The 25975-nt window shown below is 40.1% G+C and carries 24 protein-coding genes; 9 read left to right on the top strand and 15 right to left on the bottom strand.

Annotation, left to right across the window (positions count from 1 at the left end; all coding sequences use genetic code 11):
• Positions 1 to 141: 141 nt before the first annotated feature.
• The 5 genes from AAHF87_RS00565 to AAHF87_RS00545 all read left to right on the top strand — a co-directional run bounded on the left by AAHF87_RS00565 (position 142) and on the right by AAHF87_RS00545 (position 4163).
• Positions 142 to 465, top strand: coding sequence for a hypothetical protein (locus AAHF87_RS00565; protein WP_342146268.1), 324 nt, complete (start codon positions 142 to 144; stop codon positions 463 to 465).
• A gap of 295 nt (positions 466 to 760) precedes the next feature.
• Complete coding sequence (locus tag AAHF87_RS00560) at positions 761 to 1888, top strand: ABC transporter permease (protein ID WP_342146267.1); 1128 nt, start codon at positions 761 to 763, stop codon at positions 1886 to 1888.
• Between the two features lie 47 nt (positions 1889 to 1935).
• Positions 1936 to 2724, top strand: coding sequence for an ABC transporter ATP-binding protein (locus tag AAHF87_RS00555; RefSeq protein WP_342146266.1), 789 nt, complete (start codon positions 1936 to 1938; stop codon positions 2722 to 2724).
• On the top strand, positions 2714 to 3514 hold the full coding sequence (locus AAHF87_RS00550) for an MlaD family protein (RefSeq protein ID WP_342146265.1): 801 nt from the start codon (positions 2714 to 2716) through the stop codon (positions 3512 to 3514). Before AAHF87_RS00555 ends, AAHF87_RS00550 begins: the two co-directional genes overlap by 11 nt.
• A gap of 1 nt (position 3515) precedes the next feature.
• Positions 3516 to 4163 (top strand): ABC-type transport auxiliary lipoprotein family protein, encoded by a 648-nt coding sequence (locus AAHF87_RS00545; RefSeq protein WP_342146264.1) that lies wholly within the window; start codon positions 3516 to 3518, stop codon positions 4161 to 4163.
• 259 nt (positions 4164 to 4422) lie between these two features.
• Here AAHF87_RS00545 and AAHF87_RS00540 read toward each other — a convergent pair whose 3' ends face one another.
• Complete coding sequence (locus AAHF87_RS00540; RefSeq protein WP_342146263.1) at positions 4423 to 4632, bottom strand: hypothetical protein; 210 nt, start codon at positions 4630 to 4632, stop codon at positions 4423 to 4425.
• Between the two features lie 245 nt (positions 4633 to 4877).
• Positions 4878 to 5933 carry a hypothetical protein gene (locus tag AAHF87_RS00535; RefSeq protein WP_342146262.1) on the bottom strand — a complete coding sequence of 352 codons (1056 nt, stop codon included), beginning with the start codon at positions 5931 to 5933 and terminating at the stop codon, positions 4878 to 4880.
• Positions 5934 to 6113: 180 nt separating this feature from the next.
• Between AAHF87_RS00535 and AAHF87_RS00530 the strand changes: the two genes are divergently transcribed.
• The 3 genes from AAHF87_RS00530 (at position 6114) to AAHF87_RS00520 (ending at position 9012) form a co-directional block, all read left to right on the top strand.
• Positions 6114 to 7289 carry an MFS transporter gene (locus AAHF87_RS00530; protein WP_342146261.1) on the top strand — a complete coding sequence of 392 codons (1176 nt, stop codon included), beginning with the start codon at positions 6114 to 6116 and terminating at the stop codon, positions 7287 to 7289.
• 239 nt (positions 7290 to 7528) lie between these two features.
• Positions 7529 to 8185, top strand: a complete 657-nt coding sequence (locus AAHF87_RS00525) for a hypothetical protein (protein ID WP_342146260.1) — start codon at positions 7529 to 7531, stop codon at positions 8183 to 8185.
• A 314-nt stretch (positions 8186 to 8499) separates the two neighbouring features.
• Positions 8500 to 9012: a hypothetical protein gene (locus tag AAHF87_RS00520; protein ID WP_342146258.1), complete on the top strand. Its 513-nt coding sequence runs from the start codon at positions 8500 to 8502 to the stop codon at positions 9010 to 9012.
• 115 nt (positions 9013 to 9127) lie between these two features.
• Here the strand turns inward: AAHF87_RS00520 and hemA are convergent, their stop codons facing one another.
• From hemA to accB, 5 genes are read right to left on the bottom strand one after another with little or no spacing between them, the layout of a single operon-like run.
• Complete coding sequence (hemA, locus tag AAHF87_RS00515) at positions 9128 to 10342, bottom strand: glutamyl-tRNA reductase (RefSeq protein WP_342146257.1); 1215 nt, start codon at positions 10340 to 10342, stop codon at positions 9128 to 9130.
• A gap of 5 nt (positions 10343 to 10347) precedes the next feature.
• A complete protein-coding gene (gene prmA, locus AAHF87_RS00510) occupies positions 10348 to 11238 on the bottom strand; it encodes a 50S ribosomal protein L11 methyltransferase (RefSeq protein ID WP_342146255.1) in 891 nt (296 codons plus the stop codon).
• 4 nt (positions 11239 to 11242) lie between these two features.
• A complete protein-coding gene (gene accC, locus AAHF87_RS00505) occupies positions 11243 to 12583 on the bottom strand; it encodes an acetyl-CoA carboxylase biotin carboxylase subunit (RefSeq protein WP_342146254.1) in 1341 nt (446 codons plus the stop codon).
• Complete coding sequence (locus tag AAHF87_RS00500; RefSeq protein WP_342146253.1) at positions 12573 to 12788, bottom strand: hypothetical protein; 216 nt, start codon at positions 12786 to 12788, stop codon at positions 12573 to 12575. The genes accC and AAHF87_RS00500 overlap by 11 nt, the downstream gene beginning before the upstream one ends.
• A 59-nt stretch (positions 12789 to 12847) precedes the next feature.
• Complete coding sequence (gene accB / locus AAHF87_RS00495) at positions 12848 to 13279, bottom strand: acetyl-CoA carboxylase biotin carboxyl carrier protein (protein ID WP_342146251.1); 432 nt, start codon at positions 13277 to 13279, stop codon at positions 12848 to 12850.
• A 150-nt stretch (positions 13280 to 13429) separates the two neighbouring features.
• Between accB and recG the strand changes: the two genes are divergently transcribed.
• Positions 13430 to 15589 (top strand): ATP-dependent DNA helicase RecG, encoded by a 2160-nt coding sequence (gene recG / locus AAHF87_RS00490; RefSeq protein WP_342146250.1) that lies wholly within the window; start codon positions 13430 to 13432, stop codon positions 15587 to 15589.
• A gap of 10 nt (positions 15590 to 15599) precedes the next feature.
• Here recG and AAHF87_RS00485 read toward each other — a convergent pair whose 3' ends face one another.
• The 8 genes from AAHF87_RS00485 to AAHF87_RS00450 form a co-directional block, all read right to left on the bottom strand.
• Positions 15600 to 16451: a hypothetical protein gene (locus tag AAHF87_RS00485; RefSeq protein ID WP_342146249.1), complete on the bottom strand. Its 852-nt coding sequence runs from the start codon at positions 16449 to 16451 to the stop codon at positions 15600 to 15602.
• Between the two features lie 212 nt (positions 16452 to 16663).
• Positions 16664 to 17398, bottom strand: coding sequence for a hypothetical protein (locus AAHF87_RS00480; RefSeq protein ID WP_342146248.1), 735 nt, complete (start codon positions 17396 to 17398; stop codon positions 16664 to 16666).
• Positions 17399 to 17480: 82 nt separating this feature from the next.
• The gene (locus AAHF87_RS00475; RefSeq protein ID WP_342146246.1) at positions 17481 to 17861 is read right to left on the bottom strand and encodes a hypothetical protein; all 381 of its coding nucleotides are present in this window, start codon (positions 17859 to 17861) and stop codon (positions 17481 to 17483) included.
• Positions 17862 to 18053: 192 nt separating this feature from the next.
• Entirely contained in the window at positions 18054 to 19466 is a 1413-nt protein-coding gene (gene lpdA, locus AAHF87_RS00470) for a dihydrolipoyl dehydrogenase (RefSeq protein ID WP_342146245.1), read from the bottom strand.
• A gap of 46 nt (positions 19467 to 19512) precedes the next feature.
• Positions 19513 to 20826 (bottom strand): dihydrolipoyllysine-residue acetyltransferase, encoded by a 1314-nt coding sequence (gene aceF / locus AAHF87_RS00465; protein ID WP_342146244.1) that lies wholly within the window; start codon positions 20824 to 20826, stop codon positions 19513 to 19515.
• Positions 20827 to 20932: 106 nt separating this feature from the next.
• Positions 20933 to 23599 carry a pyruvate dehydrogenase (acetyl-transferring), homodimeric type gene (gene aceE, locus AAHF87_RS00460; RefSeq protein WP_342146242.1) on the bottom strand — a complete coding sequence of 889 codons (2667 nt, stop codon included), beginning with the start codon at positions 23597 to 23599 and terminating at the stop codon, positions 20933 to 20935.
• A 68-nt stretch (positions 23600 to 23667) separates the two neighbouring features.
• On the bottom strand, positions 23668 to 24534 hold the full coding sequence (gene ampE, locus AAHF87_RS00455; protein ID WP_342146240.1) for a regulatory signaling modulator protein AmpE: 867 nt from the start codon (positions 24532 to 24534) through the stop codon (positions 23668 to 23670).
• 263 nt (positions 24535 to 24797) lie between these two features.
• Entirely contained in the window at positions 24798 to 25973 is a 1176-nt protein-coding gene (locus AAHF87_RS00450; RefSeq protein WP_425288007.1) for a cation:proton antiporter, read from the bottom strand.
• Between the last annotated feature and the right edge of the window lie 2 nt (positions 25974 to 25975).

Here is a 25975-nt window from a genome sequence, read left to right as displayed (position 1 = left end):
ACCACGAAGTCGAGTGCTGAATAGGAGGCTATATAAGGCAGCAAAATTGAATCTTAATGATTCATAAGCTATTCTAAAAATGAGTAGACCGCTATAGCGGGCGCTATAAGGTTTTACACTATAGTAACCTAAGGGGATAGTATGAAAAAATTATTACTAATGGCTTCAGCTATTTGCATGGGTTTATTAGGTGGTATCAATGTGGCAACAGCCCACCCAGGCCAAAGTGCTTGTGCGTTTGATGCTCACTTAGTAAAAAAGGCGGGTTTTGTTTCTGGATCGTATTATGACTCGGCAACCATACGTCAGTTATTGTCCAGACTTAACGTCACACCACGTGCTTGTACAAATATTGCATCATGTCAATATCGTTATGTTTGCAGCGAATATCATTATCTCGCTACCAATAAATTAATTCCAAACCGAGGCCCAACTATTTATTGGCATACTTCACAACCTTTCTAATAAAAGATCGGGCAAATTCAGGTATCCCTTCCTAGTGAAGGGATATTTTTTTATGCTGAGAAATTTCGCAATAGAACTTAGCAAAAAAATGATTTAAGCTTTCTTGGATTAAGGCTTTTCGTCATTGCGAACGCATAAAATATTATCGTCATTACGAGCGCGTATAATACTAATCGTCATTGCGAGCATCGAAGAATATTTAACGTCATTGCCAGCGCCTAGCGCGCGGCAATCCATGGATGGCCACGCTCATTCCATTCGCTCGCCATGAGGGTACTACTTTAGGTTATGCATCATGTCAACAGTTAATGCTTCTATTACGCTTTCAACCCAGCAAGAAAATCAAATTGATTGTTTCGGTTCCTGGACCTTAAATGGCATTCATAAAAAAACTTTAGATCAAGCCTTTAAAAAGCTCAATCGCAATCTAAGCTCGCCAGTCATTTTAAATGCTGAAGCTATCACACGCATGGATAGTAGTGGTGCTTGGCAACTTTACCAATGGAAAAAGCAGCTCGCTAAAAAAAGCGACGTGCAATTCGTGGGTTTAAGTAAAAAACATCTCGCACTGTTTGCCATGATAGAAAAGGCGGCGCAACAATTAAAACCATTACCTCATGCCAAACGTTATACCGGCTTAGCCCTATTAGGTAAAAAAGTCTTCGAACAATGGCATGAGCTTAAATCATTTTTACGTTTTATCGGTAAAACCTTTATTACCGCATGGCAAACGGTGTGGCATCCCAGTCAATTGCGTGGTCGTGCCATTCTAAGCATCATTGAAAATACCGGTTTAGACGCCTTAGGTATTATTGCCTTATTATCTTTTATGATCGGTATTGTCATAACCTATCAAATGGGTTTTCAATTAAGAAATTTTGGTGCAACGCTGTTTATTATTGATTTATTGGGCCTTGTGATATTACGTGAGTTTGCGCCGCTGTTAACGGCGATTATGATAGCGGGCCGCAGCGGATCGGCGTTTACTGCACAATTAGGTATGATGAAAATCAAAGAAGAAGTCGATGCCTTAAACACCATGGGTGTTTTGCCGAGTCAATTATTAATTTTGCCACGTATTTGGGGGCTGTTAATTGCATTACCGTTACTCACGGTTTGGGCAGATATTTTTGGCCTACTGGGCGGCATGGCCATGACACATAATATGTTAAATATTAGTTACACCGATTTCTTACAACGTTTTCCTAAAGTCGTTTCACCCTCCTCGCTCATCATCGGTATTGGAAAAGCACCTGTATTCGCATTGATTATCGCCAACACCGCTTGCTTTCAAGGTTTACGTGTCAGTGGTAGTGCCGATAGTGTCGGCAGACAAACCACACGCAGTGTGGTACAAGGCATTTTTTTTATTATTGTCGCCGACGCATTGTTTTCGATTTTATTTAGCCAGTTAAATATCTAATCGCCATAATTCACTGCTGTCATCAAATAAAGCGCTATACTGAGATTATGCAAGCATCTGACCCGATTATAAAAGTCGAAAATGTTAAACTTACTCTCGCTGGTCAACCGATCCATCGCGGTATTAATTTACAAGTGCAGCGTGGAGAAATTATTGGCATAGTCGGAGGCAGTGGCTCAGGAAAATCAACCTTGCTGCGTGAGATTTTAGCTTTACTGACGCCTACTTCTGGTGTTATCGAAGTATTCGGTAAAAATTTAAGCAAGATTTCTTCAGCGGAGTTACTTAAGTTACAGTGTCGCTGGGGCGTATTATTTCAACAGTCGGCACTCTTTACTTCGCTTAATGTGATTGAAAATATTTCATTCCCGCTACAAGAACATACAAAATTGGACAAAACAACGATCCAAGAACTAGCTTTAATTAAATTATTAGCCGTAGGTTTACCGATGGACTCGGCCACAAAATATCCATCTGAACTCAGCGGTGGCATGCTAAAGCGCGCCGCGTTAGCGCGTGCTCTGGTCATGGATCCCGAATTACTGTTACTCGATGAACCCACTGCCGGTCTCGATCCACAAGGCGCTGAAGAATTTGATGCACTTGTATTAAATTTACGCAGTATTTTAGGATTAACCATCGTCATGGTCACGCATGATTTGGACACCTTATGGCAAATTACTGATAAAGTTGCTTTTTTAAGTGCAGGACGCGTTTTAGAATTTGCACCCATGGTACGTCTGACGCAATCCAAGCAAGCTGCGATAGTAGCTTATTTTCAAGGCCCACGCGGACGCATGACACAACATCTTTATGAGGGGAATCATGGAATCTAAAGTCAATTATACCTTAGTCGGTGCTTTTGTTCTTATTTTGACCGTCGCCCTCATTATTTTTATTACTTGGTTATCGGCAGGGCTATCCACTAAGCATTATAAAACTTTTCTGGTCATCATGCATGAATCCGTAGCAGGCTTAGGTGTTAACTCTTCGGTTAAATATAATGGTGTTAATGTGGGTACCGTCAAGAAAATTTCTTTAAACGACCAGAATCCTGAACAAGTGCGCTTGATGTTACAAATAGAAGAACATACACCCATTACCGAAGGCACAACAGCCACATTAAATAGTCAAGGTTTAACCGGTATCACCTACCTGGCATTGCAAGGCAGTGATTCTAATCTAAATCCTATTCCTCTACTTCCTGGTGAACAATATCCTATTATTAAAAGTGCGCCTTCTTTGTTCCTACGGTTAGATACGACATTACGGGATTTAAATAATAATATGAATCAGATTACGCACGATATTAATGGCGTATTAGGTGGTGAAAATCCAATTTTATTTAGAAAAATTCTAAATAATTTATCTATAACGAGTAATCATTTAGCCGCGCAAAGTAAACGTCTCGATGCTATTTTAATTAATACTGCACGTTCAACACGCGCATTTCCGTCCTTAATGAATACCTTAACGCAACAAACGCTGCCTTCTACCAATCAAGTTTTAAATAATTTAAGCATTATGACGGATAATTTACTAGAACTCTCAGACAATTTAAGACAAAACCCCAGCATATTAATACGGGGACAAAAACCGCCGCCTTTAGGACCTGGAGAGCAATAACATGCCTAACTTTCTACGTGGCATTGATTTCCGGAAAAATAAGTGCTTCCATAAAGCGGCATGTTGTTTGCTGAGTTTCTTAGTGTTGTCGGCCTGCTCGATATTCGAGCCGATTAAAACTCCACCGATGCATTATTTTACGTTAGCCATGCCTGACCCCGATTGGGATTGTTGTGCACAACAAGGGCGCGCCACGATATTAGTCAATCAACCGCGTGCTAATGCGATTTATAATAGTCCACGCATGATTTATATCCCCGCGTGTTATCAAATCCAATATTTTGCACAAAACCGCTGGGCAGACATGCCCACACAAATGTTACAATCTTTATTAATCAATTCTTTACAACATACCGGTTACTTCCAAGCGATTATTAATACCCCTTCCACCACTTATTATGATTGGGTATTGAATACGCAATTACTCAGTTTTCAACAAGAGTTTATAACCGTTCCCAGTCGTTTCCGCATTGCAATACGTGCGCAACTCATCGATGCCCGATCCAGGCATGTCATCGCCACACAGGATTTTGTCGTCGTACAAACCGCAGCACATGATGATCCCTACGGTGGAGCGCTGGCTGCTAACCTAGCGGCACGAAAAATACTCAATGAAATTAATTGTTTTTGCTTAAGAAATTTAAGCTGAAATCATGTAAAAAAACATCATCTTAGCGAGCGTATGTTTGCAATAAGCGTGGCCCTCCAGTTTTGTATTTCCTAGATTGCCGCGCGCTACGCGCTCGCAATGACGATAAATACGCTATGCGTCCACCAATGACGATCAATACGCTATGCGTCCGCCAATGACGATCAATATTCTATATGCGCTCGCAATGGATGCCACGCCCACAGTCGATATTCTATGCGCCCCTAATGACCAGTAAATTATTTTAATTTTCGCGACTTTAAATACAGGGTATTTGGCTTTTACCCTGCACATTTAAACTTTCAGGAAATAAATTAATGACATTTAAATAATGATCATTTTTTTGTGCTACATCCTCTACCCTAACATCAATTTTTTTGTCATTGCTGGTTTTTTTCAAACTACGCACCTTTTTTCGCAACGAATAATGACGACTTGTTTTTTTAATGGGTTTTCGTACCAGTAACATACAGCTGTTTATCCTCAATCAATGTTAAAATTACACTATCATTTTTTAAAGTAAAAAATATTAGGCGAGTATAATTAGATTTTATTAAGCCTATATTAAATAAAAATTAAATCGACGCTAAATATTAACGATATATATTTACGAATATTAAAATTTAATAGTTAACATTAAGAATTATGATTATTTAAAACCCACACTATCAGTTAAAACTAATAGTGTGGATCAAAATTAATGTGTTTAATTCACTATAAGGAATTAGTCATAACTTCAACACTTTTAGATACTTGTTGATTTTCAGATGCAGCTGATGAAACTGGAGTAAAAAATTGGGTATCCTTGTACGCTGGAACAGGCGATACTTTATTTACATTTTTTCTCAAGTCTTTAATAAAAGCCGTCAATTTGTTATATGGCTTTTCATCCAAAACTTTAAGCATAGCTTCATCACAAGCATCCAAATGAGCTAAAACACTTTGAGAAATCTTACGAAGAGCCTGGCGCTTCAAATCTTGTGTAATACTTCTTTGGTTCTTTATTTCCTTAATAACTGTTTCTACCATATTCCGTAAGGCTTTAACATAAGTTGCTAACCAATCTTTTGTACTTTTAGAAATTTCTTCCGTTTCAGATTCATCCCCTGCTAGAGTAGTTTGTAGAGCCAAAGTCATATGAAAATGTTCGGCCATGTATTCAAGATACTCTTCCGCTTGTTCAGGAAATAGCTTATAGGCATTACGAAGCTTATCAGACCAATCATCTTTGCCAATAACAAAATCCACGTACACATCGCCCATCATCAGATAAGGCCTGTAATCATCGAGTGCTGGATGGCTGACTAAAAGAGATTCTTTTACAAGCTGATCTCTCCAATGTTCCTTTTGTAATTCAATCTGAATGTTAGTCGCATTATTTATGTTCTTCTGTTGCTGAATAAAAGCAATATCTTGCCAATCAACTTGGTTATAGACACAATAGGCTAGCAATGGAAAGGAAATAGGTTTGTCATGCTGACCTTCTCTATAGGTCGTCTCGTAAATATACTCTTCTTTAAAATCAACGAGATCTTCAATTAATCTAAGCTCTTTTACAACATCCGTTCTTTTTGCTTCTATCAATTTGCAATATAATAAGAAAATATCAGATTCAGATAATCTTATGCCGTCCGGATAGTGGTCTTTCATTCCATCTCTAAACAAATTAACAATCACTTCGTCCGAACTTTTTATTTGAAGGTTCTCCATGATCATTTTAATAAATGATGCATCTCGATTCCAATCGTTTTTTTTAATAACTTTCGTCATAAATGAGCCCTTTAGTTTATTATTTTTAAAAATACTAATAAATAGTAAGTTTTTACATTTTAGACTAATAGTATTAATTTTATATTAACGAGTAAGATAAAAAATTTCTAAAAAATAAATATAATTTGTTATACTCACGAAGAAAAATTTAAAAATGGAATATTTAAAAAATAAAAGCTAATGATCCAATTCTTCCCTCTATTATTAGTTTGTTACGAAATAATTAACTATTTAGCCAACGATATGTACTTGCCGGCTTTGCCGAGTATGATTCACGATCTCGGAATCAATACTCGCTTGGCGCAACAAACGGTGACGGCTTGGTTTTTCGGTGCGAGTTCATTGCATTTATTATTCGGTCCGATCTCGGATCGATTTGGCAGAAGACTCGTACTACTGTTAGGGGGTGTATTGTTTACTACCGCCACTTGGATTTGTGCACTCACATCAAATATTCATGTTTTATTGATCGCACGTTTTGTTCAAGGCGCTGTGGTAGCGACTTTAAGCACGGCCGGTTATGCCAGCATTCATGAAACCTATAATCGTAAACAAGCCATTCAAATTTTGGCATTGATGAGCAGTGTCGTCATGTTAGCGCCTGCCGTTGGCCCTTTAATAGGTGGAATTTTTTTACAATGGCTAAGCTGGCGTTGGATATTTGTTTTTTTAGCGCTGGGTGCCAGTATCACTTGGTTAGGCTTATGTTGTGTCATGTCAGAAACGCAATCTAGCACACAACGCTACATGTTCCGATGGTCACAGGTGCTCATCAATTATCGGCAGATAATAAAAAATAAAGCCTTCATGTTTAATCTATTTATTATTAGTTTTAATGTCCTAGCTAAAGTGGCGTGGATCGTGGGCGGTCCATTTTTAATCATCACTCAATTTAAATTGAACACCTTATATTTTGGCCTGATCCAAATCTTGGTATTCGGCAGTCAGATTCTCGGCGCACACATAGTCAAACGTGTTATCCATCGCGTGGAAATAAATCGTTTAATTAATCAAGGCCTCAGCATTTCCCTATTCGCGAGCCTATTAGCCGTTTGTTTGAGTTTTATTTTCCCCGACAAATTGTTAGGACTAGTCATTTGCTTGATGATTTTCTGTTTTGGTACCGCACTTTCCGGCCCCTTACAACGACTCTGTATCGAAGCCAGTCCCGAACCGATGGGCGCGCGCATGGCCGTGTATGCCACTTCGATTAGTTTATTTTGCAGCTTAGCCAGTTTTTTATTTAGTTTTACCTACACCGGTAACTTGCTTTGGTTTGCAAGCTTACTGTTTATACTCGCCAGTCTCGCCAGTCTCGTACGCTGGTTTAGCTTAAAATATTTTTTTAGTGTTTAAATCTTTAATGCAATTACTTCGCTTTTAATAGTTTTTTAAGCTTAATGATATAGAATTAAAAGTGATAATTATTTATCATAAACTAATTTCGATAAATATCTAAATAATAAAACGAGGTGAGCATGCCAGTTTCTCTATTTAACCGAGATAAAAACACCATAGATACAAGATTACTTTGACCCAAAAGTCGTGAGTATTTAACAGGTTTAAATGGTTTTTCACTACCTGATAATCTAGATTTGGAAGACCTTTGTTTTCAAATCAATGCAAATGGCAACGAAGAACCTTATCAGGATAAACCACAAGGAAAGAGGGAAATTCTAGCTAATTTACTTGTGTCTGAAAATAACTACAATGATGAGTGCGCACCGCTTCATCAACAAGCCCAAAGCAAAGCAAAGAAACTGCGTCTCTGGACTATCGGTGTCGCTTTACTGACTATAGTGTTAGTTGCTGCTGCGATTGCATTGATCCTATTTGTTCCTCCCGTGACTGCGTTTGTTCTACCATTATTTGCTGTTATATCTACTGCTATTGGAAGCTGGTCACCTTTATTATTACTTACTACACTGTTACCAAGCTTAGCTGTACTCATATCCAGCTTAATATCCGCAAGAGCAGAACACAAAAGCCAAACAAAACTTGATGTACGCGTAAACATATTACAGGAAATAAATGAAGAAATAAAAAATATCGAAGCTAAAGCAGTAATTGCTGAGTTTTCAACTTCCTCATCCCAGATAAAAACTCTTGAAAGAAGTTCATCCGAGACAATATTTGAAAAAAGAAACCTCAGTCAAGGATCTAGCTCTAGCTTGTTTAGATTACCCTCAGTAAGATCTAGTGATCAAGCCATTGAATATGATCTTATTAATTTACAATCCGCTTCTCTTTGATCTACAACCCGGTTGAGGCTGAAGTGCTGTTAGCATTTCAGCTTTGTCCTGCGAGCACGTAAAATATTCATCGTCATTGCGAGCACCGAAGGTGTGTGGCAATCCATGGATGGCCACGGCCTCACTCACGTTTCGGCCTCGCCATGACGGTCTCATTAATTTTTCCTTATGCTGAGAGCCAAAAACATCCTCCAATCCGACCTAAGTTTACCTTAAGCTTAAGTCAGTACTATAGAATACGCCCACAAGCAGAAAAGTATCATTAAAAGACGGTTACTTTGATGATAATAATACTTCTCAAAGACGAGGTCTTTATGTTGACACTCGAAACAAAAGAATATCAGGAAGAACAAAAAAAACAGGAGGAATATCTAAATTCTAGGTTAAATCAAGCAGATTTACGATCTAAAAAACTTGGCTTAATTTCTATTGGCATCATCATCGCGCTAGCCATAGCTTTCCCTTACGCTTTACCATTATTGGGTGGACTTGCAACTTTAGTCGGAGTACTAAGCCTAGCCACGGGAGCTAGTTTGTTATGCTGCTCAGTCATTCCTGCTTTTTTTGGTGAAAGACTCATTGATCCTCAATGGTACAAGGAATATGCAGAGGAGCAAAAAAAATTGACTCAAAAAATACCAAAAGCTCAAGAAAAATTAAGTAATAATGTTTTATATCCTATCCAGAAAGGCGAGCTTAAATTAAATGGATCGGCAGCGACCCAAAAGTGTACCGATAAACCTAACTTGAGTAGTTGTTTTTTTAATAGCGAAAAACCACGCGTTGATTCTGAACAAAATACTATTTCTAAATGTTTAACACACTAATCGGCATAGTCAAAAATAAAAATACTCGTCATGGGCGAGGCCGAAACGTCAGTGAGGCCGTAGCCCTCATGGGTCGCCACAAACTTCGGTGCTCGTAAATGACGCTGAATATTTTTTACTCTAGATCTTTTTCGTTCAGTTTGGCAGCATTGCTTAATGCGACACTCGGTGTGTGGATCAGTTTGTTGGTTAAACGATAAGCCAACTGTTTGATAATATCATCTTGTGCATGACCTTTTTTTAACAAGGCTAAGGCTTTTTTGACTTCTGCATCACGGAATTGTTCGGCTTGCTGGCGATACGCACAAATAACCGGTGCAGCCGCTTTAATTTTCAATTGTTGCAGATACTGTTGTACTTTTTCTTCGATCAGACTCTCAGCTTTTACCGCAGCAGCCTTTCGGCCTTGTTGATTTTTCTGGATCATGCTATGCAAATCATCGAGTGTGTAAAGGTAGACATCTTCCAATTCATTCACACTGGATTCGATATCCCTAGGCATGCCCAGATCGGCGATAAATAAAGGCCTTCGTTTACGTTCTTTTAAAGCTTGTTCCAACATCTGCTTTTTAAGCAACGGGACCTCACAGGATGTCGCGGCAATAATGATATCGGCCTTGGCTAAAAAATAAGGAATCGCATTTAAACAAATCGCTTGGCCGCCGATAGCTTTGCCGAGTTTTTCCGCTGATTGAGGTGTACGATTAGCAATCCAGAAATGTCGAATGCCTTGCGCAAACAAATGCTTAGCCACTAAAGCAATGGTTTCCCCTGCCCCCACTAACAAAACCTGTGTATCCGCTAGATGAGCAAAGATTTGTTTGGCGCAAGTCACCGCGGCGAATGCGAGAGAAACGGGGTGAGCAGTAATATCGGTGGCACAACGTACTTGTTTGCTGACAGAAAACACATATTGAAACAATCGATTAAATTGCGCACCGACACTACCTAAGGAATGCGCTAGCGTATAGGCATGTTTTATCTGTCCTAAGATTTGTGGTTCACCCAAAATTTTAGAGTCCAAACCGCTGGCTAAACGTAGTAAATGACGTAAAGCCTGTTCTTGCTGGTAAACATACCAATGCGATTTGAGGCTATCTTGCGGAAGTTTTTTATGTCGATACAACCAGTTCATGGTAGTTTGTGCATCGCCATTGATACAATAAAATTCAGTACGATGGCACGTTGATAAAATCACTGCTTCTTCAGTTTGCGTATCCTGTAGTAGTTCGCGCAACGAGCTCGCCAAATAGTCTTTATTAAAACTAAGCCGTTCCCGGATCGCAACATCGGCTGTTTCATGATTAATTCCACAGGCAAGCAATTTCATATTGTTTACACGGCTCTCCCCACCAGACTCGCCCATTCCTGTTGATGACGAATATCGATTATTTTAAACCCTGCGTCGCTATAAACTTGCTGCACCGCTTCAATTTGCTCTGTTAAAATCCCTGCTAATACACAATAAGCTCCTGGCTTAATTAAAGATCTAAAATAAATCGCTAAATCGATTAAAGGTTGTGCCAAAATATTCGCCAGCAAAATATCCACTGGCGCTTGCACTTGAAAATCAGTTGGCAAAAAAATCTTTAATTTTTCTGGTGGTATAGCATTTTGATCGGCATTCATCCTGGTTGCTGCCAAGGCTTGTGGATCGTGATCGATAGCAGTCACGTGTTTTGCGCCACATTTCATAGCGGCGATTGCCAAAATACCGGAACCACAACCATAATCAATGACGGTTTTTTCTTGCAAGGGATGCGCATCTAACCATTCTAAACATAAGGCGGTACTCGGATGCGTACCGGTACCGAAAGCTAAGCCGGGATCTAAACGTATATTCACCGCGGTTTTCAGCGGCGGCTCATAAGCGCTAGGACAAATCCACAGCTTTTTTCCAAAGCGCATCGGCTTAAAATCTTGCAACCATTGTCGTTCCCAAGCTTGGTCGGCTAATATTTCGCTATGCGAAGCTAAAATAATTTTTTCATCAAACGTTTGGTATAAAGCATCCATCAATGTGGAAACTGACGTATGTTCGTCAAATACGGCACTGATTTTAACCTGCTCCCAAAGCGGAGTGCTATTTAGCGGAGGCTCATATAGACTTTGTTCATCTATTGCTTGCCAGGTAATCGATAAAGCGGAGGCGTTTTCTAAAAAATCACTTACGGCATCGGTATGCTCGCGCAATGTATTCAGATGTAATTGCAAGCAAACAGTCATAGAATTACAACGGTAAACGTTGCTCAAGATAATGAATATTCGTCCCACCTTTAATGAAATTTGCATCACGCACTAAGGCTTGATGCATAGCAATATTCGTCTGTATGCCTTCGATAACAATTTCATCGAGGGCATTACGTAATCGAGCCAGTGCAATTTCGCGTGTCTCACCATACGCAATTAATTTACCTATCAAGGAATCGTAATAAGGCGGCACACAATATCCGGTATAAATCGGTGTGTCGACACGGATCCCCGGACCGCCCGGAGCATGATATAAGGTAATGGTTCCAGGAGAGGGCATAAACGTTTTCGGATCTTCGGCATTGATCCGACATTCGATCGCATGACCCCGTATACCTATTTGCTTTTGTTTATAGTTTAATTTTTCACCGGAGGCGATATGCAATTGCTCAACCACTAAATCAACACCGGTAATCATTTCAGTAATAGGATGTTCGACTTGGATACGCGTATTCATTTCGATGAAATAAAAATGTCCATCTTCATATAGAAACTCAAATGTACCTGCACCACGATAATTCATATCACGACAGGCCTTTACGCACAGCTCGCCCATATGCTGGCGTTGCTTTTCAGTAATCCCGACGGCGGGTGCTTCTTCAATTACTTTTTGGTGACGGCGTTGCATAGAACAATCACGTTCACCTAAATGTATAGCATGACCTTGTCCATCACCTAATACTTGGATTTCGATATGTCTGGGATTGGTTAAAAATTTTTCCAGATAAACACTCGCATTTTTAAAATTAGCTTGTGCTTCGGCGCGTGTAATCGCAATCGCATTTAACAGCGCTGCTTCACTATGCACTACGCGTATCCCGCGTCCACCACCACCACCGGCCGCTTTAATCAAAACTGGATAACCAATTTTTTGCGCAATTTTTAGATTTTTTTTATCATCATTATCTAATTCACCTTCAGAACCCGGCACGCACGGTATCTTGGCTTTACGCATCGCGGCAATCGCCGATACTTTATCACCCATCATGCGTATCGTCTCAGGCTCAGGCCCGATAAAAACAAAACCACTTTCTTGTACGCGTTCAGCAAAATCCGCATTTTCAGAAAGAAAACCATAGCCTGGATGTATACCCATCGCATCGGTAATCTCAGCCGCACTAATAATAGCGGGAATATTTAAATAACTCGCCGCAGCAGGAGGTGGGCCAATACAAACCGTTTCATCTGCTAATTTAACATGCTTCAAATTAACATCGGCAGTAGAATGCAAAGCAACCGTTTGTATGCCTAATTCTTTACAGGCACGTAAGATACGTAAAGCAATTTCGCCACGATTTGCAATAACGACTTTATTTAGCATTATTTTTACCTATCAATTTTTCTAGTAAGAAATAGTTTTGTGAATAACGCAGCAAAAAAATCTCGTCATTGCGAGCGCCGCAGAATATTGACGTCACTGCGAGCCCGTAGCATGCCAATCCATGGATGGCCACGCTCACTTCGTGAGTTCGCCATGACGGATAGTTGGTTTTTGGCATTGCAAGCGCAAAAATATTGATCGTCATTGCGAGCACCGCAGGTGCGCGGCAATCCACACATTCGACTCGCCATGATGTTTTTTATACTATTCTATTATGAATAAGGGTTGATTATATTCTACCGGCATACCATTTTCTACCAATCTCGCTTTAATCACGCCCGCTTTATCGGCTTCAATCTGATTCAGCATTTTCATGGCTTCGACGATGCACAACACATCACCTAATTTAACTGTCTGATTTACTTTCACAAAATGCTCTGCATCCGGCTTAGGTGCTAGATAAACCGTTCCAACCATCGGTGAACGTACTTTATGACCACTTACTTCAGCTTCTGGAGAAACTGATTGAGTTGGCATAATCGCATTTGAGGGACTAGGCTGTAAAAGTGTCGTATGGGTAGCGGGTGATAACTGTCGCTTAATGCGTATCGATTGATCCCCTTCAGAAAATTCAATTTCAGTTAAACCATGCTCATTCAGGAGTTTTATAAGCTGATTAATTTTTTCCGAATCCATAAAAAACGGCCTCTTTTTCAAACAACAATATGCCGCATATTGGAGCATATCCTAGCGGACTTTGCTAGTCTTTCTGTACTTAAGTTTGCTAAGCTGGGGCTTATGCATTTTTTATTTGTTTTAAATATTCGCTCGCATTGAGATGGTATTATGCAAAACCTAGGCTTGAAAAACCCGAATGCTGCTCACAAAATGATCTTGTCTGAAATCAGCTGCACACAACTGCTAGGCGTTGGTCCAAAAATTAGCCATTATCTCAGCAAATGTGGAATACTGAACTTACAAGATCTGCTCCTACATTTACCCTTGCGTTACGAAAATAGAACGCAACTTACTGCTATCCAAGACGCACGCTGTGGTACTCATGCATTGATTGCGGGCGTTATACATGAAGATTGTCATGCGATTAAAAGCCGAAAAAGCTTTTCTTGTAAACTCAGCGATGAAACCGGTAGTATTAACCTACGCTTTTTTCATTTCAAACCTAAACAATTTCATCAGTTCAAAAAAGGGCTACGCTTACTTTGCTTTGGTGAAGTACGTGCCAAAAAAAATAGATTTTTTGAATGTGAAATGCTCCACCCTGACTATGAATTTTTACGCGGTAATAGCCCGCTTATTTTACCAAATTATCTAACCGGTGTTTATCCCAGCACCCCCGGCATGTCACAGCGACTTTGGCATAAACTTATCTCTCAGGTATTTCATTTATTATTCACACGCGCTGAAACTAAACTAATTAAGAAACAACAACATTATTTTCCTGAATATTTACCTGAAGATTTATTAAAACGCATAAAATTACCTTCGCTTTTGGAAGCTTTATACTACATCCATCGCCCTCCTGCTGATGCACCTTTAGAAGAGTTAGCCAGTGGCAAACATATCACTCAGCAACGTTTAGCGTTAGAGGAGTTGCTTGCGCATTCACTCAGCGTGCAACAAATGAAAAGAAAACGTGCTGCAGAAACAGCACCCCGCTTAAAATCCGATCCTGCTTTAATTAAACGTTTTTTGACGGCCTTACCTTTTCAATTAACCCAAGCACAAAAACGCGTTATCAAAGAAATTAATCGGGATATGCAAGCCATCATTCCCATGCAACGTTTATTACAGGGAGATGTCGGTTCCGGTAAAACTGTCGTCGCCGCCTTTGCTGCATTACTTGCTATTGCTAATCGTTATCAGGTCGCATTAATGGCTCCCACCGAGCTGTTAAGTGAACAACATTACCAACATTTTTATCGCTGGTTAACGCCCTTAGGCTTTCATGTGGTTTGTTTGAACGCAGGCTTGCAAGGCAAAGCTAAACAACAGACATTGGCTGAAATAAAAACCGGTAAGGCACATATTGCTATCGGCACGCACGCTCTTTTTCAAGAAGGTGTGCATTTTGCCAATTTAGGTTTCATCATCGTCGATGAACAACATCGGTTTGGTGTGCAACAGCGTTTAGCATTATGGAAAAAAGGCCAGCAAGAAAAATTACAGGCTCATCAACTTTTTATGACCGCCACTCCGATTCCTCGAACCTTGGCCATGACCAGTTTTACTGACTTAGATATTTCTTTCCTGGATGAATTACCCCCCGGCCGTCTGCCAGTACATACTATTGTTCTTTCTGATCATCGTCGTTCACAAGTCATAGAAAGGGTACGTGCCACGTGTACACAACAAAAACAAGTCTATTGGGTATGTCCACTCATAGAAGAATCGGACTTACAACATTATCAAGCCGCTGAAACGACTTTTAAAACTTTAAAAGCCGATTTAACGGATCTACGCTTGGGATTGATACACGGAAGACTGCCTAGCGCAGAAAAAGAACGTATTATGCGTAACTTTAAAAATGGTGAAATAGATTTATTAGTGGCCACTTCGGTCATCGAAGTCGGTGTCGATGTGAGTAGCGCTAATTTAATTGTGATAGAAAACGCCGAGCGTTTAGGTTTAGCGCAACTTCATCAATTACGCGGTCGCGTAGGTCGAAGTGAGACCAAAGGTTTTTGTATCTTGCTCTATCAAACTTTATCGCCCCTGGCCAAAGAGCGCTTAGGCATTATGCGCAATAGTAATGATGGCTTTATGATCGCGCAACGCGATTTAGAATTACGCGGTCCTGGTGAAATTTGGGGCCTGCGCCAAACTGGCTGGAAACAATTACGTATTGCCGATCTTAAACGCGATCATGATTTAATTCCGCATGTCTTAAATCTTAGCAGCACGCTGCATGCAGAATATCCTTATTTGATCGAGCCTATTATTCAACGTTGGGCACAGAACAATGATGGCAGTTATAGCAAGGTTTAGACTGATTGTCTTAAGTTCGCATAAAATTACGAAAAACCCTGCTATCCATAGACTCATTGATATCAGTTGCCGTATTAGAACGTCGGGAGGGGAAACAGGACGAATGCTGTGACAAAACCAGTACACGGATATCTATGGGTGGTGTTACTTTCCTTGTAGAAGTTGTCTCTCTATTCTCGATTGCTTGTTGATAAGTAGGAAGTTCTGAATATGCCGGCGCAGTAGGGAATAACGCGTTATTTTTCATCACCTCGTGGTAAGCGGGTGGTTGGTTAGCTTGAAACAATAAGTTATTTAATTTATTTTCTACTACTGGCAGCTGGTCAACATTTTTTTGTCTAAAACAAAATGAGAAAATTCCTATTCCCAACTTTAAGCAACCTATCACTGCATTTATAACTCCATAAGCCGCAGCAGCCACAACCGGAATAATAAGTAAAGATATCCAACTGGCAACACCTGGAAACATGCCCATAAGAACAACCATCAACGCCAAACCGCCGACACCACCCCCTGCAATAAACAATAAGCCAAAAAAAATTTCCTTAAACGCTGCCTTTATCTCAGATTTTATTTCATTATTTTTATCCTTTTTTTCGGCACATTGCAGATACTCTCTCAGTGTACCAACCTCTTCAGGCTTAATTTTATTCAATTGCATTTGCTTTAAAAAATCATGAACTAATTGCTTATTACTACTCTCAGGTAAGCCCGTCAGTCTGTGGGGTGCACAAAAATTATGGGCTTGATTATCAAACACATTGATATTCACGTAAAGCCTAGATTCGATTCGGGTTATATACAGTCCATTCAATCCTTTTAAAACAGATGAAAATTGACTTTTTATACGATAAGTTTTCATGCTTACTCCTCGCCTATGAATGGAGCAAATCCATTCTTTAATTAAATATTAGATTGCCGCGCGCTCGCGCGCTCGCAATGACGTCAATATTCTGTGTGCTCGCAATGACGGTCTATATTCTACCCACTCGCTGACGATCTATTCTACCCACTCGCAATGACAATTATTTTACATGCTTGGAATGAAGATTTCCGCCACTTTCGAAATTCCTGTTAAATAGAATAACATCTTTTTTCTCTTGGATCAGTGTCATTATTACTATCATTGCAATCGTCGTTATTAAGCGTAGGATAAAAAAAACTCGAAACACGCGGAAATACAGTCGGCATTGCATATCTTTCAACATCACTCATCGAATCTTCCAATAATACATCCTCTAGTACATTCTCATAAGGAGGAGGTATGGACTCAGCAGATCCATAAAAATTTTCAACCATGAGCGGTAAACTTGAAGAAAGTGATCTCAGAAAGCTTATTTTTTCCTTGAGCTTATCTTCTAGAACAGTTAAGTTTTGTTCATGTTGGCTCAATGACCAAACTGAAAATATCCAAAAACCTAAGGCATAAAGATCAGCGACTAAACTACAATAAATTAATCCGGTGTTGTCAGGAAAAAATACTTGCGCAAGATGTAAAACAATAAAAAGTCCCGTCATCATCCCCGGCGTCACCGTATAATAAGTGCGCTCCGTATCTATTTGTTTTAATAACCGCAAATATTTTCTAATTATCCTGCCAATACACATCAGCTCTTCATGATCGACATAATCTTTTTCTAGTTCCTTAAATAACTGGTCAATGATGTAATGCGGGTGGTAGCGCTGAACCTGGCTAATCTCCACGCTGACAAAACCTACTGATTCGCCAGTTATTCTGAAACCTGGTAAACCTCTTAAAAAAGAGGCGAATTCTAATTGAATGCGGTAATTATTTTCATTGTTTGGCATTTTTTTCCCTAAAACATTTCATTTAAAATGCAGTGCTATTATTTACGCACCAAAAAGTTTATTCCTTTTATAAGAATGCCAACTAAAAAGTGTAGCGCCTGGTTGAAGTTTCTCCATTATCAATATCAACAATTTCAGATGACGAAGACGATGAAATATAAAATCTTGGAATGCTAGTGTTGGAAGAATTAGGTGTAGGATAAGGAGTGGGTGGCATCGATACCTGCTCTTCCCTTTCTTGCTGTGTATGCTCTTGCTCAGAATCTAAAAATACTTTGTCTAATGAAGCAGAAGTATTAACGGAAAAAATACTCGAAAATGACTGCGATAGGTACCTTGGCCAATTATTTTCTTGTTTTTTCAGGCGGTCATGTAAGTCTGGATCGGTAAGGGTTCTTATTAAGCAAACTCGGCATTTGCCTTCAATAGTGGATGTTTCTGAGCTGGTTTTATTATTTGGCATTTTTCTTCCTTAAATAACCAATAGCGCCGTCATTTTATACTCAAATAAAAAAATAATATATTATTTTTTTCAAGCGCTCGCCATGACATTAATCTAGTCATCACCGCGAGCACGTAAATAACCGTCACTGCGAGCACCGTAAAATAATCGTCATTGCGAGCGCCGCAGGCGCGTGGCAATCCAGGACTCAAATTAATCTGTTTTTTCCTTGGGCATATACAAATCAGTAATCGTCCCCTCAAAGATTTCACTGGCTAACATCACCGTCTCAGAGAGTGTCGGATGTGGGTGTATCGTCAACGCAATATCTTCGGCTTCACAACCCATTTCTATAGCTAATGCCATTTCAGCAATCAATTCTCCAGCATTAGGGCCGACTATGCCTGCCCCTAAAATACGCTGGGTTTTAGGATCAAATAACAATTTGGTCAGACCTTCATCGCGCCCTTGCCCTAAAGAGCGGCCACTAGCTCTCCATGGAAAAATGGCTTTTCCATAGGGAGTTTTTTCTTCTTTAGCAACAATTTCCGTTAAGCCAACCCAAGCAATTTCCGGATCGGTATAAGCCACAGAAGGAATGCAACGCGGTTCGAAAAAGTGTTTTTTACCCGCGATCACTTCGGCTGCAACACGGCCTTCAGCTACCGCTTTATGTGCCAACATAGGATTACCAATAACATCACCGATAGCAAAGATATGTGGAATGTTGGTTCTCAGTTGTTTATCGACCGGAATAAAACCTTGTTCGGTGACGTTGATACCTAACGCTTCAGCACCGATGAGTTTGCCATTCGGTTTACGCCCTACAGCAGACAAAATTCGATCAAATCGTTGTGGTTTAGCATCTCCCTCACCTGCAAAGCTAACCCAAAGTCCATCTTTCTTAGCTTCGACTTTGGTTACTTTAGTTTTTAATAAGAACTTGTAATGTTTTTGCAAGCGCTTATAGAGAGGCATGACTATATCTTTATCAGCGCCATTAATAATCATTTCACCCGCTTCTACTACAGTAATTTCACTGCCCAGCGCATGATAAACCGTGGCCATTTCCATACCGATAATGCCACCACCTAGCACCAAGAGACTACCTTTGACTTCGTTTAATTCGAGCGCGCCAGTTGAATCGAAAATCCGCGGATCATCCGGTAAAAAAGGCAAGCGTATCGGTTGTGAACCCACGGCAATGATCGCTTGCTCGAAAATAATTTTTTGTTTGCCAACCGTTAACTCATTTTTACCGGTAAATTTTCCTTCACCAACGATGCATTCAACTTTACGTTGTTTAGCCAGCATGGATAAGCCGCCGGTTAATTTTTTCACTATACCGTCTTTCCAGGTACGTAACTGTTTGATATCAATTTTAGGTTTACCAAAACTCACGCCAAACTCCGCCATGGCGCTAGCATCTTCTATCACTTTAGCAGCATGTAATAATGCCTTAGAGGGAATACATCCAACATTTAAACAAACCCCACCTAACGTCGATTCTCTTTCTACTAATATCACTTTTTTGCCTAGATCGGCGGCGCGAAACGCTGCACTATAACCTCCTGGCCCGCTACCTAAGACGAGTACTTCGGTTTTTTTAATTTCTAATTCAGCCATAGTTTCCTCAATAATTTTATATAAATAAACGTACCACTCGTTGAGCCTATAGTAACCAACGGCGAATATCGGATAAACAACCCGTCAAATGCATAATAAAACGTGCTCCTTCCGCACCATCGATGACACGGTGATCATACGATAAAGATAAAGGTAACATTAAGCGCGGAACGAACTCACCGTCTTGATAAATGGGTTTAAACTGCGCTTTGGATACACCTAAAATAGCGACATCCGGTACATTCACGATAGGCGTAAATGCCGTGCCGCCGATGCCACCTAAACTTGAGATGGTAAACGAGCTGCCTTGTAAATCAGCGCCTGTCAGTTGTTTGGCGCGCGCTTTTTGACTCACCGTTCCCAATTCTTGCGCTAATTCTAAAAGACTTTTTTTATCTACATCGCGTATCACCGGAACCACTAAACCTTCAGGCGTATCGACGGCAATACCGATATGATAATATTTTTTCAGGATTAGTTCCTCGCCGTCAGCCGACAAAGAAGCATTAAACGATGGAAACGCTTTTAAACTGGTTACCACCGCCTTCATAATAAACACTAATGGTGTTAATTTAATATTTTGCTTAGCAGCAAACCCTGCTTGTGCTTTGCGAAAAACTTCCAGCTCAGTAATATCCGCGTCGTTAAATTGTGTGACGTGCGGCACCAACAACCAATTACGATGTAGATATTGCGCGGTTAATTTTTTAATCCGAGATAAAGCCTGTTTTTCTGTTTTACCAAATTGGCTAAAATCAATCTCCGGCGCCGAGGGTAAACCCATTTGGCCATGAGCACTTTGACTGAGATGTGCTTTAACAAATTTTTGTAAATCTTCCTTAATGATGCGACCTTTTTGTCCGCTACCGCTAATTTTATTCAAATCGAGTCCAAACTCTCGTGCTAAACGTCGAACACCAGGCCCGGCATGGACATCTTCTTGTTCTTCGTCATTGTCTTCATCACCTTCCTCTTTCAATTCTGCTGACCGAGAAGAAATTTCTACCTTGGTTAATTCTGGCGCAGCCGTGGCAGTGCTTGCATCTGGGATGGATATTTTTTCTGTGCTGGCTGGAGCAGCAGAAGTAGTCTGTGATTTTTCATCAGAAGTACTAGATTCTTCTGTTTCTAAAATAGCAATCAAATCACCTTTAGAAACTTTATCACCCACTTTAACTTTTAATTCTTTCAGCTTTCCGGCTAAAGGCGAAGGAATATCCATCGATGCCTTATCACTTTCTAACGTAATTAAGGCATCTTCTACATCGATAACTTGGCCCACTTTAACGGGGATTTCAATAATAGCCGCCGCGGCCACATTACCTAAATCTGGAACATAGATTTCTTTTAAACTAGACAAACGTTTTCTCCTCTTTTGTCATTGCGAGCACCGAAGGAGCGTGGCAATCCATGGATGGCCACGCTCACTAACGTTTCGCTCGCCATAACGGGCATACACAAAAACATTAAATGGTAAAAGGGTTAGGTTTTTTAGGATCGATAGCATACTTTTTAAATGCTTGTTCGATCTCGGCCGCACTCACTAAACCTTCCGTCATTAAGGCATGTAAACTAGCGATGACAACATAATGGCGATTCACTTCAAAAAACTGACGTAATTGCTCGCGCGTATCGCTACGTCCGTAACCATCAGTTCCAAGCACCACATAAGGTGCTTTAACAAATCCGCGAATTTGGTCGGCATTTAAACGGATATAATCAGTGGCTGCAATCACCGGGCCTAATCGATTCTGTAAACATTGTGACACATAACTTTGTTGCTCGGTTTTATCAGAATTTAATAAATTTTGTCGCTCAACATTTAACGCTTGTTTACGTAATTCTGAAAAACTTGTCACACTCCAAATATCCGCGGTCACGCCAAAATCTGTTTTTAATAATTCCGCAGCGGCTATCACTTCATTTAATATCGTGCCTGAACCTAATAATTGTACGTGTCGTTTACTCGGTTTAGTTTCGGATAAACAATACATCCCCTTAAGGATGCCTTCTTTACTAACCTCACTTAAGGCAGGATGCGCATAGTTTTCATTCATTAAGGTCAGATAATAAAATACATTTTCTTGCTCTTGCATCATGCGCCGCAAGCCATCTTGAATAATCACCGCTAATTCATAACCAAAACACGGATCATAAGCCACACAATTAGGCACTACCGAAAAAAATAATAGATTATGTCCGTCTTGATGTTGTAACCCTTCGCCGGCTAAGGTTGTTCTACCCGCCGTTGCGCCTAAAACAAATCCTCGCGCTTGCATATCACCTGCAGCCCAAACAAAATCGCCTACGCGTTGATAACCAAACATCGAATAATAAATGTAAAAAGGAATCATGCTTAAATTATTGGTACTGTAAGAAGTCGCAGCTGCCATCCATGAACAAAATGCACCGCCTTCATTAATTCCTTCTTCCAATAATTGGCCTTTCTTATCTTCACGGTAATACATCAATTGACCCGCGTCGACCGGATCATAAAGTTGGCCCACGGGGGAATAAATACCGATCTGGCGGAATAATCCTTCCATACCAAACGTACGTGATTCATCCGGTACTATCGGAACAATACGCGGACCTAAGGTTTTATCTTTTAGTAGATGTCGCAAAATTTCCACAAAAATCATCGTCGTAGAGATTTCGCGTCCTTTAGAACCTTGTAATATATTATCAAAATTGCTTAATGGCGGCGCTGCTAAACTTTCATCAGACCGTGTAAGACGCGCGGGTAAATAACCGCCCAGTTTTTTACGCTGTTCTTTTAAATACTTAATTTCTAGACTTTTTTCATCGGGGAGATAAAAACTTAAATTTTCAACTTCAGCATCGCTCATCGAGAGTTTAAAACGATCGCGAAACGCCAGTAATTGTTCTTGCGTCATCTTTTTTTGTTGATGCGTGATATTTTGTCCTTCACCCGCCGTGCCCATACCATAACCTTTAATGGTTTTTGCTAAGATAACCGTAGGTTGACCTTTATGTTCAACGGCGGCTTTATAAGAGGCATAGACTTTTTTAATATCATGACCACCGCGCTTTAAAAGCCATAGTTGCTCGTCAGTCATGTCGGCAACCATCGCTTTTAATTCTGGATATTTTGCAAAAAAATGTTCGCGAATATAAGCACCATCTTTAGCACGGAAATTTTGATATTCACCATCTATGGTTTCCATCATTAATTGCGGTAGCAAGCCTTGCTTATCTTTTTTAAATAATGGATCCCAAGCACTGCCCCATAACACTTTATTCACGTTCCAACCGGAACCGCGAAACACGCCTTCTAACTCTTGGACTATCTTGCCATTGCCACGTACCGGTCCATCCAGTCGTTGTAGATTACAATTAATAACAAAAATCAGATTATCTAATTTTTCCCGTGCGGCAATACAAAGTGCACCCAGCGATTCCGGTTCATCCATTTCTCCATCGCCACAAAACATCCATACTTTTCTATCCTTACTGTCCAAAAGGCCACGATTTTGTAAATATTTCAAAAAACGCGCTTGATAAATGGCCTGCATGGGACCTAATCCCATAGAAACCGTAGGGAATTGCCAAAATTCTGGCATTAGCCAGGGATGAGGATAAGAAGAAAGACCTTTACCGCCGATTTCTTGGCGAAAATGCGCTAATTGTTCTTTTGTGAGGCGTCCTTCTAAAAATGCTCGCGCATAAATACCCGGTGAAGAATGTCCCTGGATGTACAATAAATCGCCAGGATGCCCTTCATTAGCGGCATGAAAAAAATGATTAAAACCCACTTCATACAGCGTCGCCGCCGAAGCATAGGTCGCTATGTGGCCACCTAACTCAGAAGAAACTTTACCGGCTTGTAATACCATCATCACCGCATTCCAACGAATTAAGGCGGCAATCCGTTTTTCTAACTTTTCATCCCCAGGAAAAGCCGGTTCTAATTCGACAGGAATGGTATTCACATAAGGTGTGTGTAGACCCGCCGTTATATCTAAACCCCGTTGACGCGCCTTATTGATCAGTTGTTGGATAAGGAATTGTGCCCTATCTGCACCTTCCATCTTTAAAACAGATAAAAGTGCATCTATCCACTCTTTGGTTTCAAGCGGATCCTTATCTAAATAAGGGGTTTGCTGTGTCATAGGAGGCTTACCTTTAGAAATTCTTCTATTGATTGATTGTTATTTAAGCTAATTATTTAGTGAGCCAATTATAACAGCACACCCAGTGTCACGGCGAATACGATAATTAAAAACAGGATTAAATCACGGTCTATGAGTTTTAAAGCAGAGCCATAGTTTTCATCGGTAAACTCAGTAGTTTCATCAAGTCCTAATGCGATACGTCCACTTTTTTCAATCAGTTCGCGATTAAATGAAACATCTCTTAGCAAATAATCTAAACAAAATTGGCTGGTTTGCACAAAATTACCCGCTAAGGCGAACAATATTGAAAATAACCGCACCGGCAACCAATCCAGTAACGCTCGAATTTGTTGTGCCGACTTCCCCAAAGCGGGATAACTGGCATGAATGTGAGCAGAACGTTCAACTAAACGATAAACTAATGCTGCGATCGGACCTAATAAAGCCATCCAAAAAATCACAGCAAACAAGGATTCATTAGCTTGCCAAAATATCGGCTGATGTATACCCTTCGCACTTGAGTTTTTGTCTGCGTTGCCGCTCAACTCGCCATCCTCATGTATATTAGATACATTCCGGTTGCTCGTTTTCTCGGCGCCTTGACCAAAACTCCATTGCTGTGGGTATATTTTCTTAGTATCAAAAATATTGATAGGACCCAAGCAATAAAAAAGCACCACAGCGCCAATTAAAAAAGCTAATAATCCTTGAATAAAAGCAGCACTTAAAAAATAAACTACTGCCACGGGTATAACGATAGGTAACACCACCAGTATTAAAGGAATAAAATATTGCTGTGCCCAAGTTTTATTTTTAGTGACGTCGTTAATCTTGCTAACATATTGCTCAAACCAATTAAAACGAGCTAAAAAATTACCTCGATGTAAGAAACGTTCCAGTCCTAAGCACAATAACAGTGTAATAAATGTCATGATATTCCTCCGGGCATCCAGCCCTAATATTTAAAAATTATTATTCGTTCGATTTTTACTCTTCGCACAGCAGAGTATATATTATCTCAGCACAGTACAAAAATTAATACGTCCGTCATGGCGAGGCCGAAGCGTTGTAGCCATCCATGGATTGCCACGCACCTACGGTGCTCGCAATGACGATTAATATTTTTCGCGCTCGTGACGAAAATGCTTTGCAAAGGCTGAAACCAAAATATGAGTATATATTGAAAAACCTTAGTTTAGTCTACTCGCATCTTTTCATTCAAGGCCAAAGGTGTAGGATAACGTAATACCACCCAATAAGATGAACCCACAAATGTCAAAATAGTGACCGCTTGGATCAGATAGTTTGCTTTATCACCAATTAAGGCAGGTGTAGATTCAGCGGCTAGATAAGCAATTAATAGAGAGAACTCACTGGCTTGCCCTAAACGCACACCGACTTCTCGCGCTATAACTTTTTTTTCACCTGACATCTGCAATAATACTTGAAACAACCACGGTTTAATTAACAGCACCAGTCCGGCTAATAAGAAGGCGGGTACAAAGACCATCGGTAAATAACGTAAATCAAAACTTGCGCCAATGGCAAAGAAAAACATAATTAAACAAAAATCACGCAGTGGTTTCAAATTATCAGCAATGAAAACCGCAATTGGTCCTTCTGCTATCGATACACCGGCTAAAAAAGCACCTATTTCTGCGGACAGACCGAGTGCGCGGGATAATTCCGCTAATCCTAAACACCAACCTAAAGCGACTAAAAAAAGATATTCTTGTACCCTGTCAAAACGAATAAATAATTTACTAATGAAATAACGTTGTACCACAAAAGCAAAACCGAGCAAGGTAGGGAAAGTAATCAAGGTTAAACCGAGATCAGCTAATTTAGAACCTGTTAAATGTGCACCATGCACAAACAACAGCATACCTATCGCTAATAAGTCTTGCAGCAACAATACGCTGATCATGGTTTCGCCGAGTGGCTTATGATGCAACGCTAAGGTCGGCAATAATTTAAGACCGATAATAGTACTGGAAAAGATTAGACTGGCACCGATTAATAGGCTTTCTAAGAGCGTAAAACTAAATAGATAACCGACGGCAAAACCTATGGTAGTAAATAACGCACTGAATACCAACGTCACTAAAGCAGTTTTACGTAAGCTTCGATAAAATTCTTGTGGTGTTAGATCCAGACCCACTAAAAATAACAAAAAGATAATGCCGACATCGCCAATGCCGCGTGCCAAACCTATGTTAGGTACTAACTTCAGACAACTAGGACCTAATATCAAACCTAATAAAATATAAGCTACTAGTAAAGATTGACGAGTATATAGAGCTATCGTCGCTAATACGGCAGCGCCGGTAAAAATGATAAAAATAGAAAAAACAAAACTATGGTCCATTATTC

The sequence above is a fragment of the Rickettsiella endosymbiont of Aleochara curtula genome (genome assembly GCF_964030935.1).
Taxonomy (GTDB): Bacteria; Pseudomonadota; Gammaproteobacteria; order Diplorickettsiales; family Diplorickettsiaceae; genus Aquirickettsiella.
The sequence above is the reverse complement of the archived record's forward strand: the minus strand, read 5'-3'. Positions and strand labels throughout refer to the sequence as shown.

Bases quoted from the DNA above. Each gene is read 5' to 3' on its own strand.
- hemA (WP_342146257.1), bottom strand. From the start codon at position 10,342: ATGAAATTGCTTGCCTGTGGAATTAATCATGAAACAGCCGATGTTGCG.
- AAHF87_RS00520 (WP_342146258.1), top strand. From the start codon at position 8,500: ATGTTGACACTCGAAACAAAAGAATATCAGGAAGAACAAAAAAAACAG.
- recG (WP_342146250.1), top strand. From the start codon at position 13,430: ATGCAAAACCTAGGCTTGAAAAACCCGAATGCTGCTCACAAAATGATC.
- AAHF87_RS00530 (WP_342146261.1), top strand. From the start codon at position 6,114: ATGATCCAATTCTTCCCTCTATTATTAGTTTGTTACGAAATAATTAAC.
- AAHF87_RS00565 (WP_342146268.1), top strand. From the start codon at position 142: ATGAAAAAATTATTACTAATGGCTTCAGCTATTTGCATGGGTTTATTA.
- AAHF87_RS00500 (WP_342146253.1), bottom strand. From the start codon at position 12,788: ATGACGATCAATATTTTTGCGCTTGCAATGCCAAAAACCAACTATCCG.
- ampE (WP_342146240.1), bottom strand. From the start codon at position 24,534: ATGACATTTATTACACTGTTATTGTGCTTAGGACTGGAACGTTTCTTA.
- AAHF87_RS00485 (WP_342146249.1), bottom strand. From the start codon at position 16,451: ATGAAAACTTATCGTATAAAAAGTCAATTTTCATCTGTTTTAAAAGGA.
- prmA (WP_342146255.1), bottom strand. From the start codon at position 11,238: ATGACTGTTTGCTTGCAATTACATCTGAATACATTGCGCGAGCATACC.
- accC (WP_342146254.1), bottom strand. From the start codon at position 12,583: ATGCTAAATAAAGTCGTTATTGCAAATCGTGGCGAAATTGCTTTACGT.
- AAHF87_RS00555 (WP_342146266.1), top strand. From the start codon at position 1,936: ATGCAAGCATCTGACCCGATTATAAAAGTCGAAAATGTTAAACTTACT.
- AAHF87_RS00540 (WP_342146263.1), bottom strand. From the start codon at position 4,632: ATGTTACTGGTACGAAAACCCATTAAAAAAACAAGTCGTCATTATTCG.
- AAHF87_RS00550 (WP_342146265.1), top strand. From the start codon at position 2,714: ATGGAATCTAAAGTCAATTATACCTTAGTCGGTGCTTTTGTTCTTATT.
- lpdA (WP_342146245.1), bottom strand. From the start codon at position 19,466: ATGGCTGAATTAGAAATTAAAAAAACCGAAGTACTCGTCTTAGGTAGC.
- AAHF87_RS00475 (WP_342146246.1), bottom strand. From the start codon at position 17,861: ATGCCAAATAATAAAACCAGCTCAGAAACATCCACTATTGAAGGCAAA.
- AAHF87_RS00480 (WP_342146248.1), bottom strand. From the start codon at position 17,398: ATGCCAAACAATGAAAATAATTACCGCATTCAATTAGAATTCGCCTCT.
- AAHF87_RS00535 (WP_342146262.1), bottom strand. From the start codon at position 5,933: ATGACGAAAGTTATTAAAAAAAACGATTGGAATCGAGATGCATCATTT.
- AAHF87_RS00560 (WP_342146267.1), top strand. From the start codon at position 761: ATGTCAACAGTTAATGCTTCTATTACGCTTTCAACCCAGCAAGAAAAT.
- AAHF87_RS00545 (WP_342146264.1), top strand. From the start codon at position 3,516: ATGCCTAACTTTCTACGTGGCATTGATTTCCGGAAAAATAAGTGCTTC.
- accB (WP_342146251.1), bottom strand. From the start codon at position 13,279: ATGGATTCGGAAAAAATTAATCAGCTTATAAAACTCCTGAATGAGCAT.
- aceE (WP_342146242.1), bottom strand. From the start codon at position 23,599: ATGACACAGCAAACCCCTTATTTAGATAAGGATCCGCTTGAAACCAAA.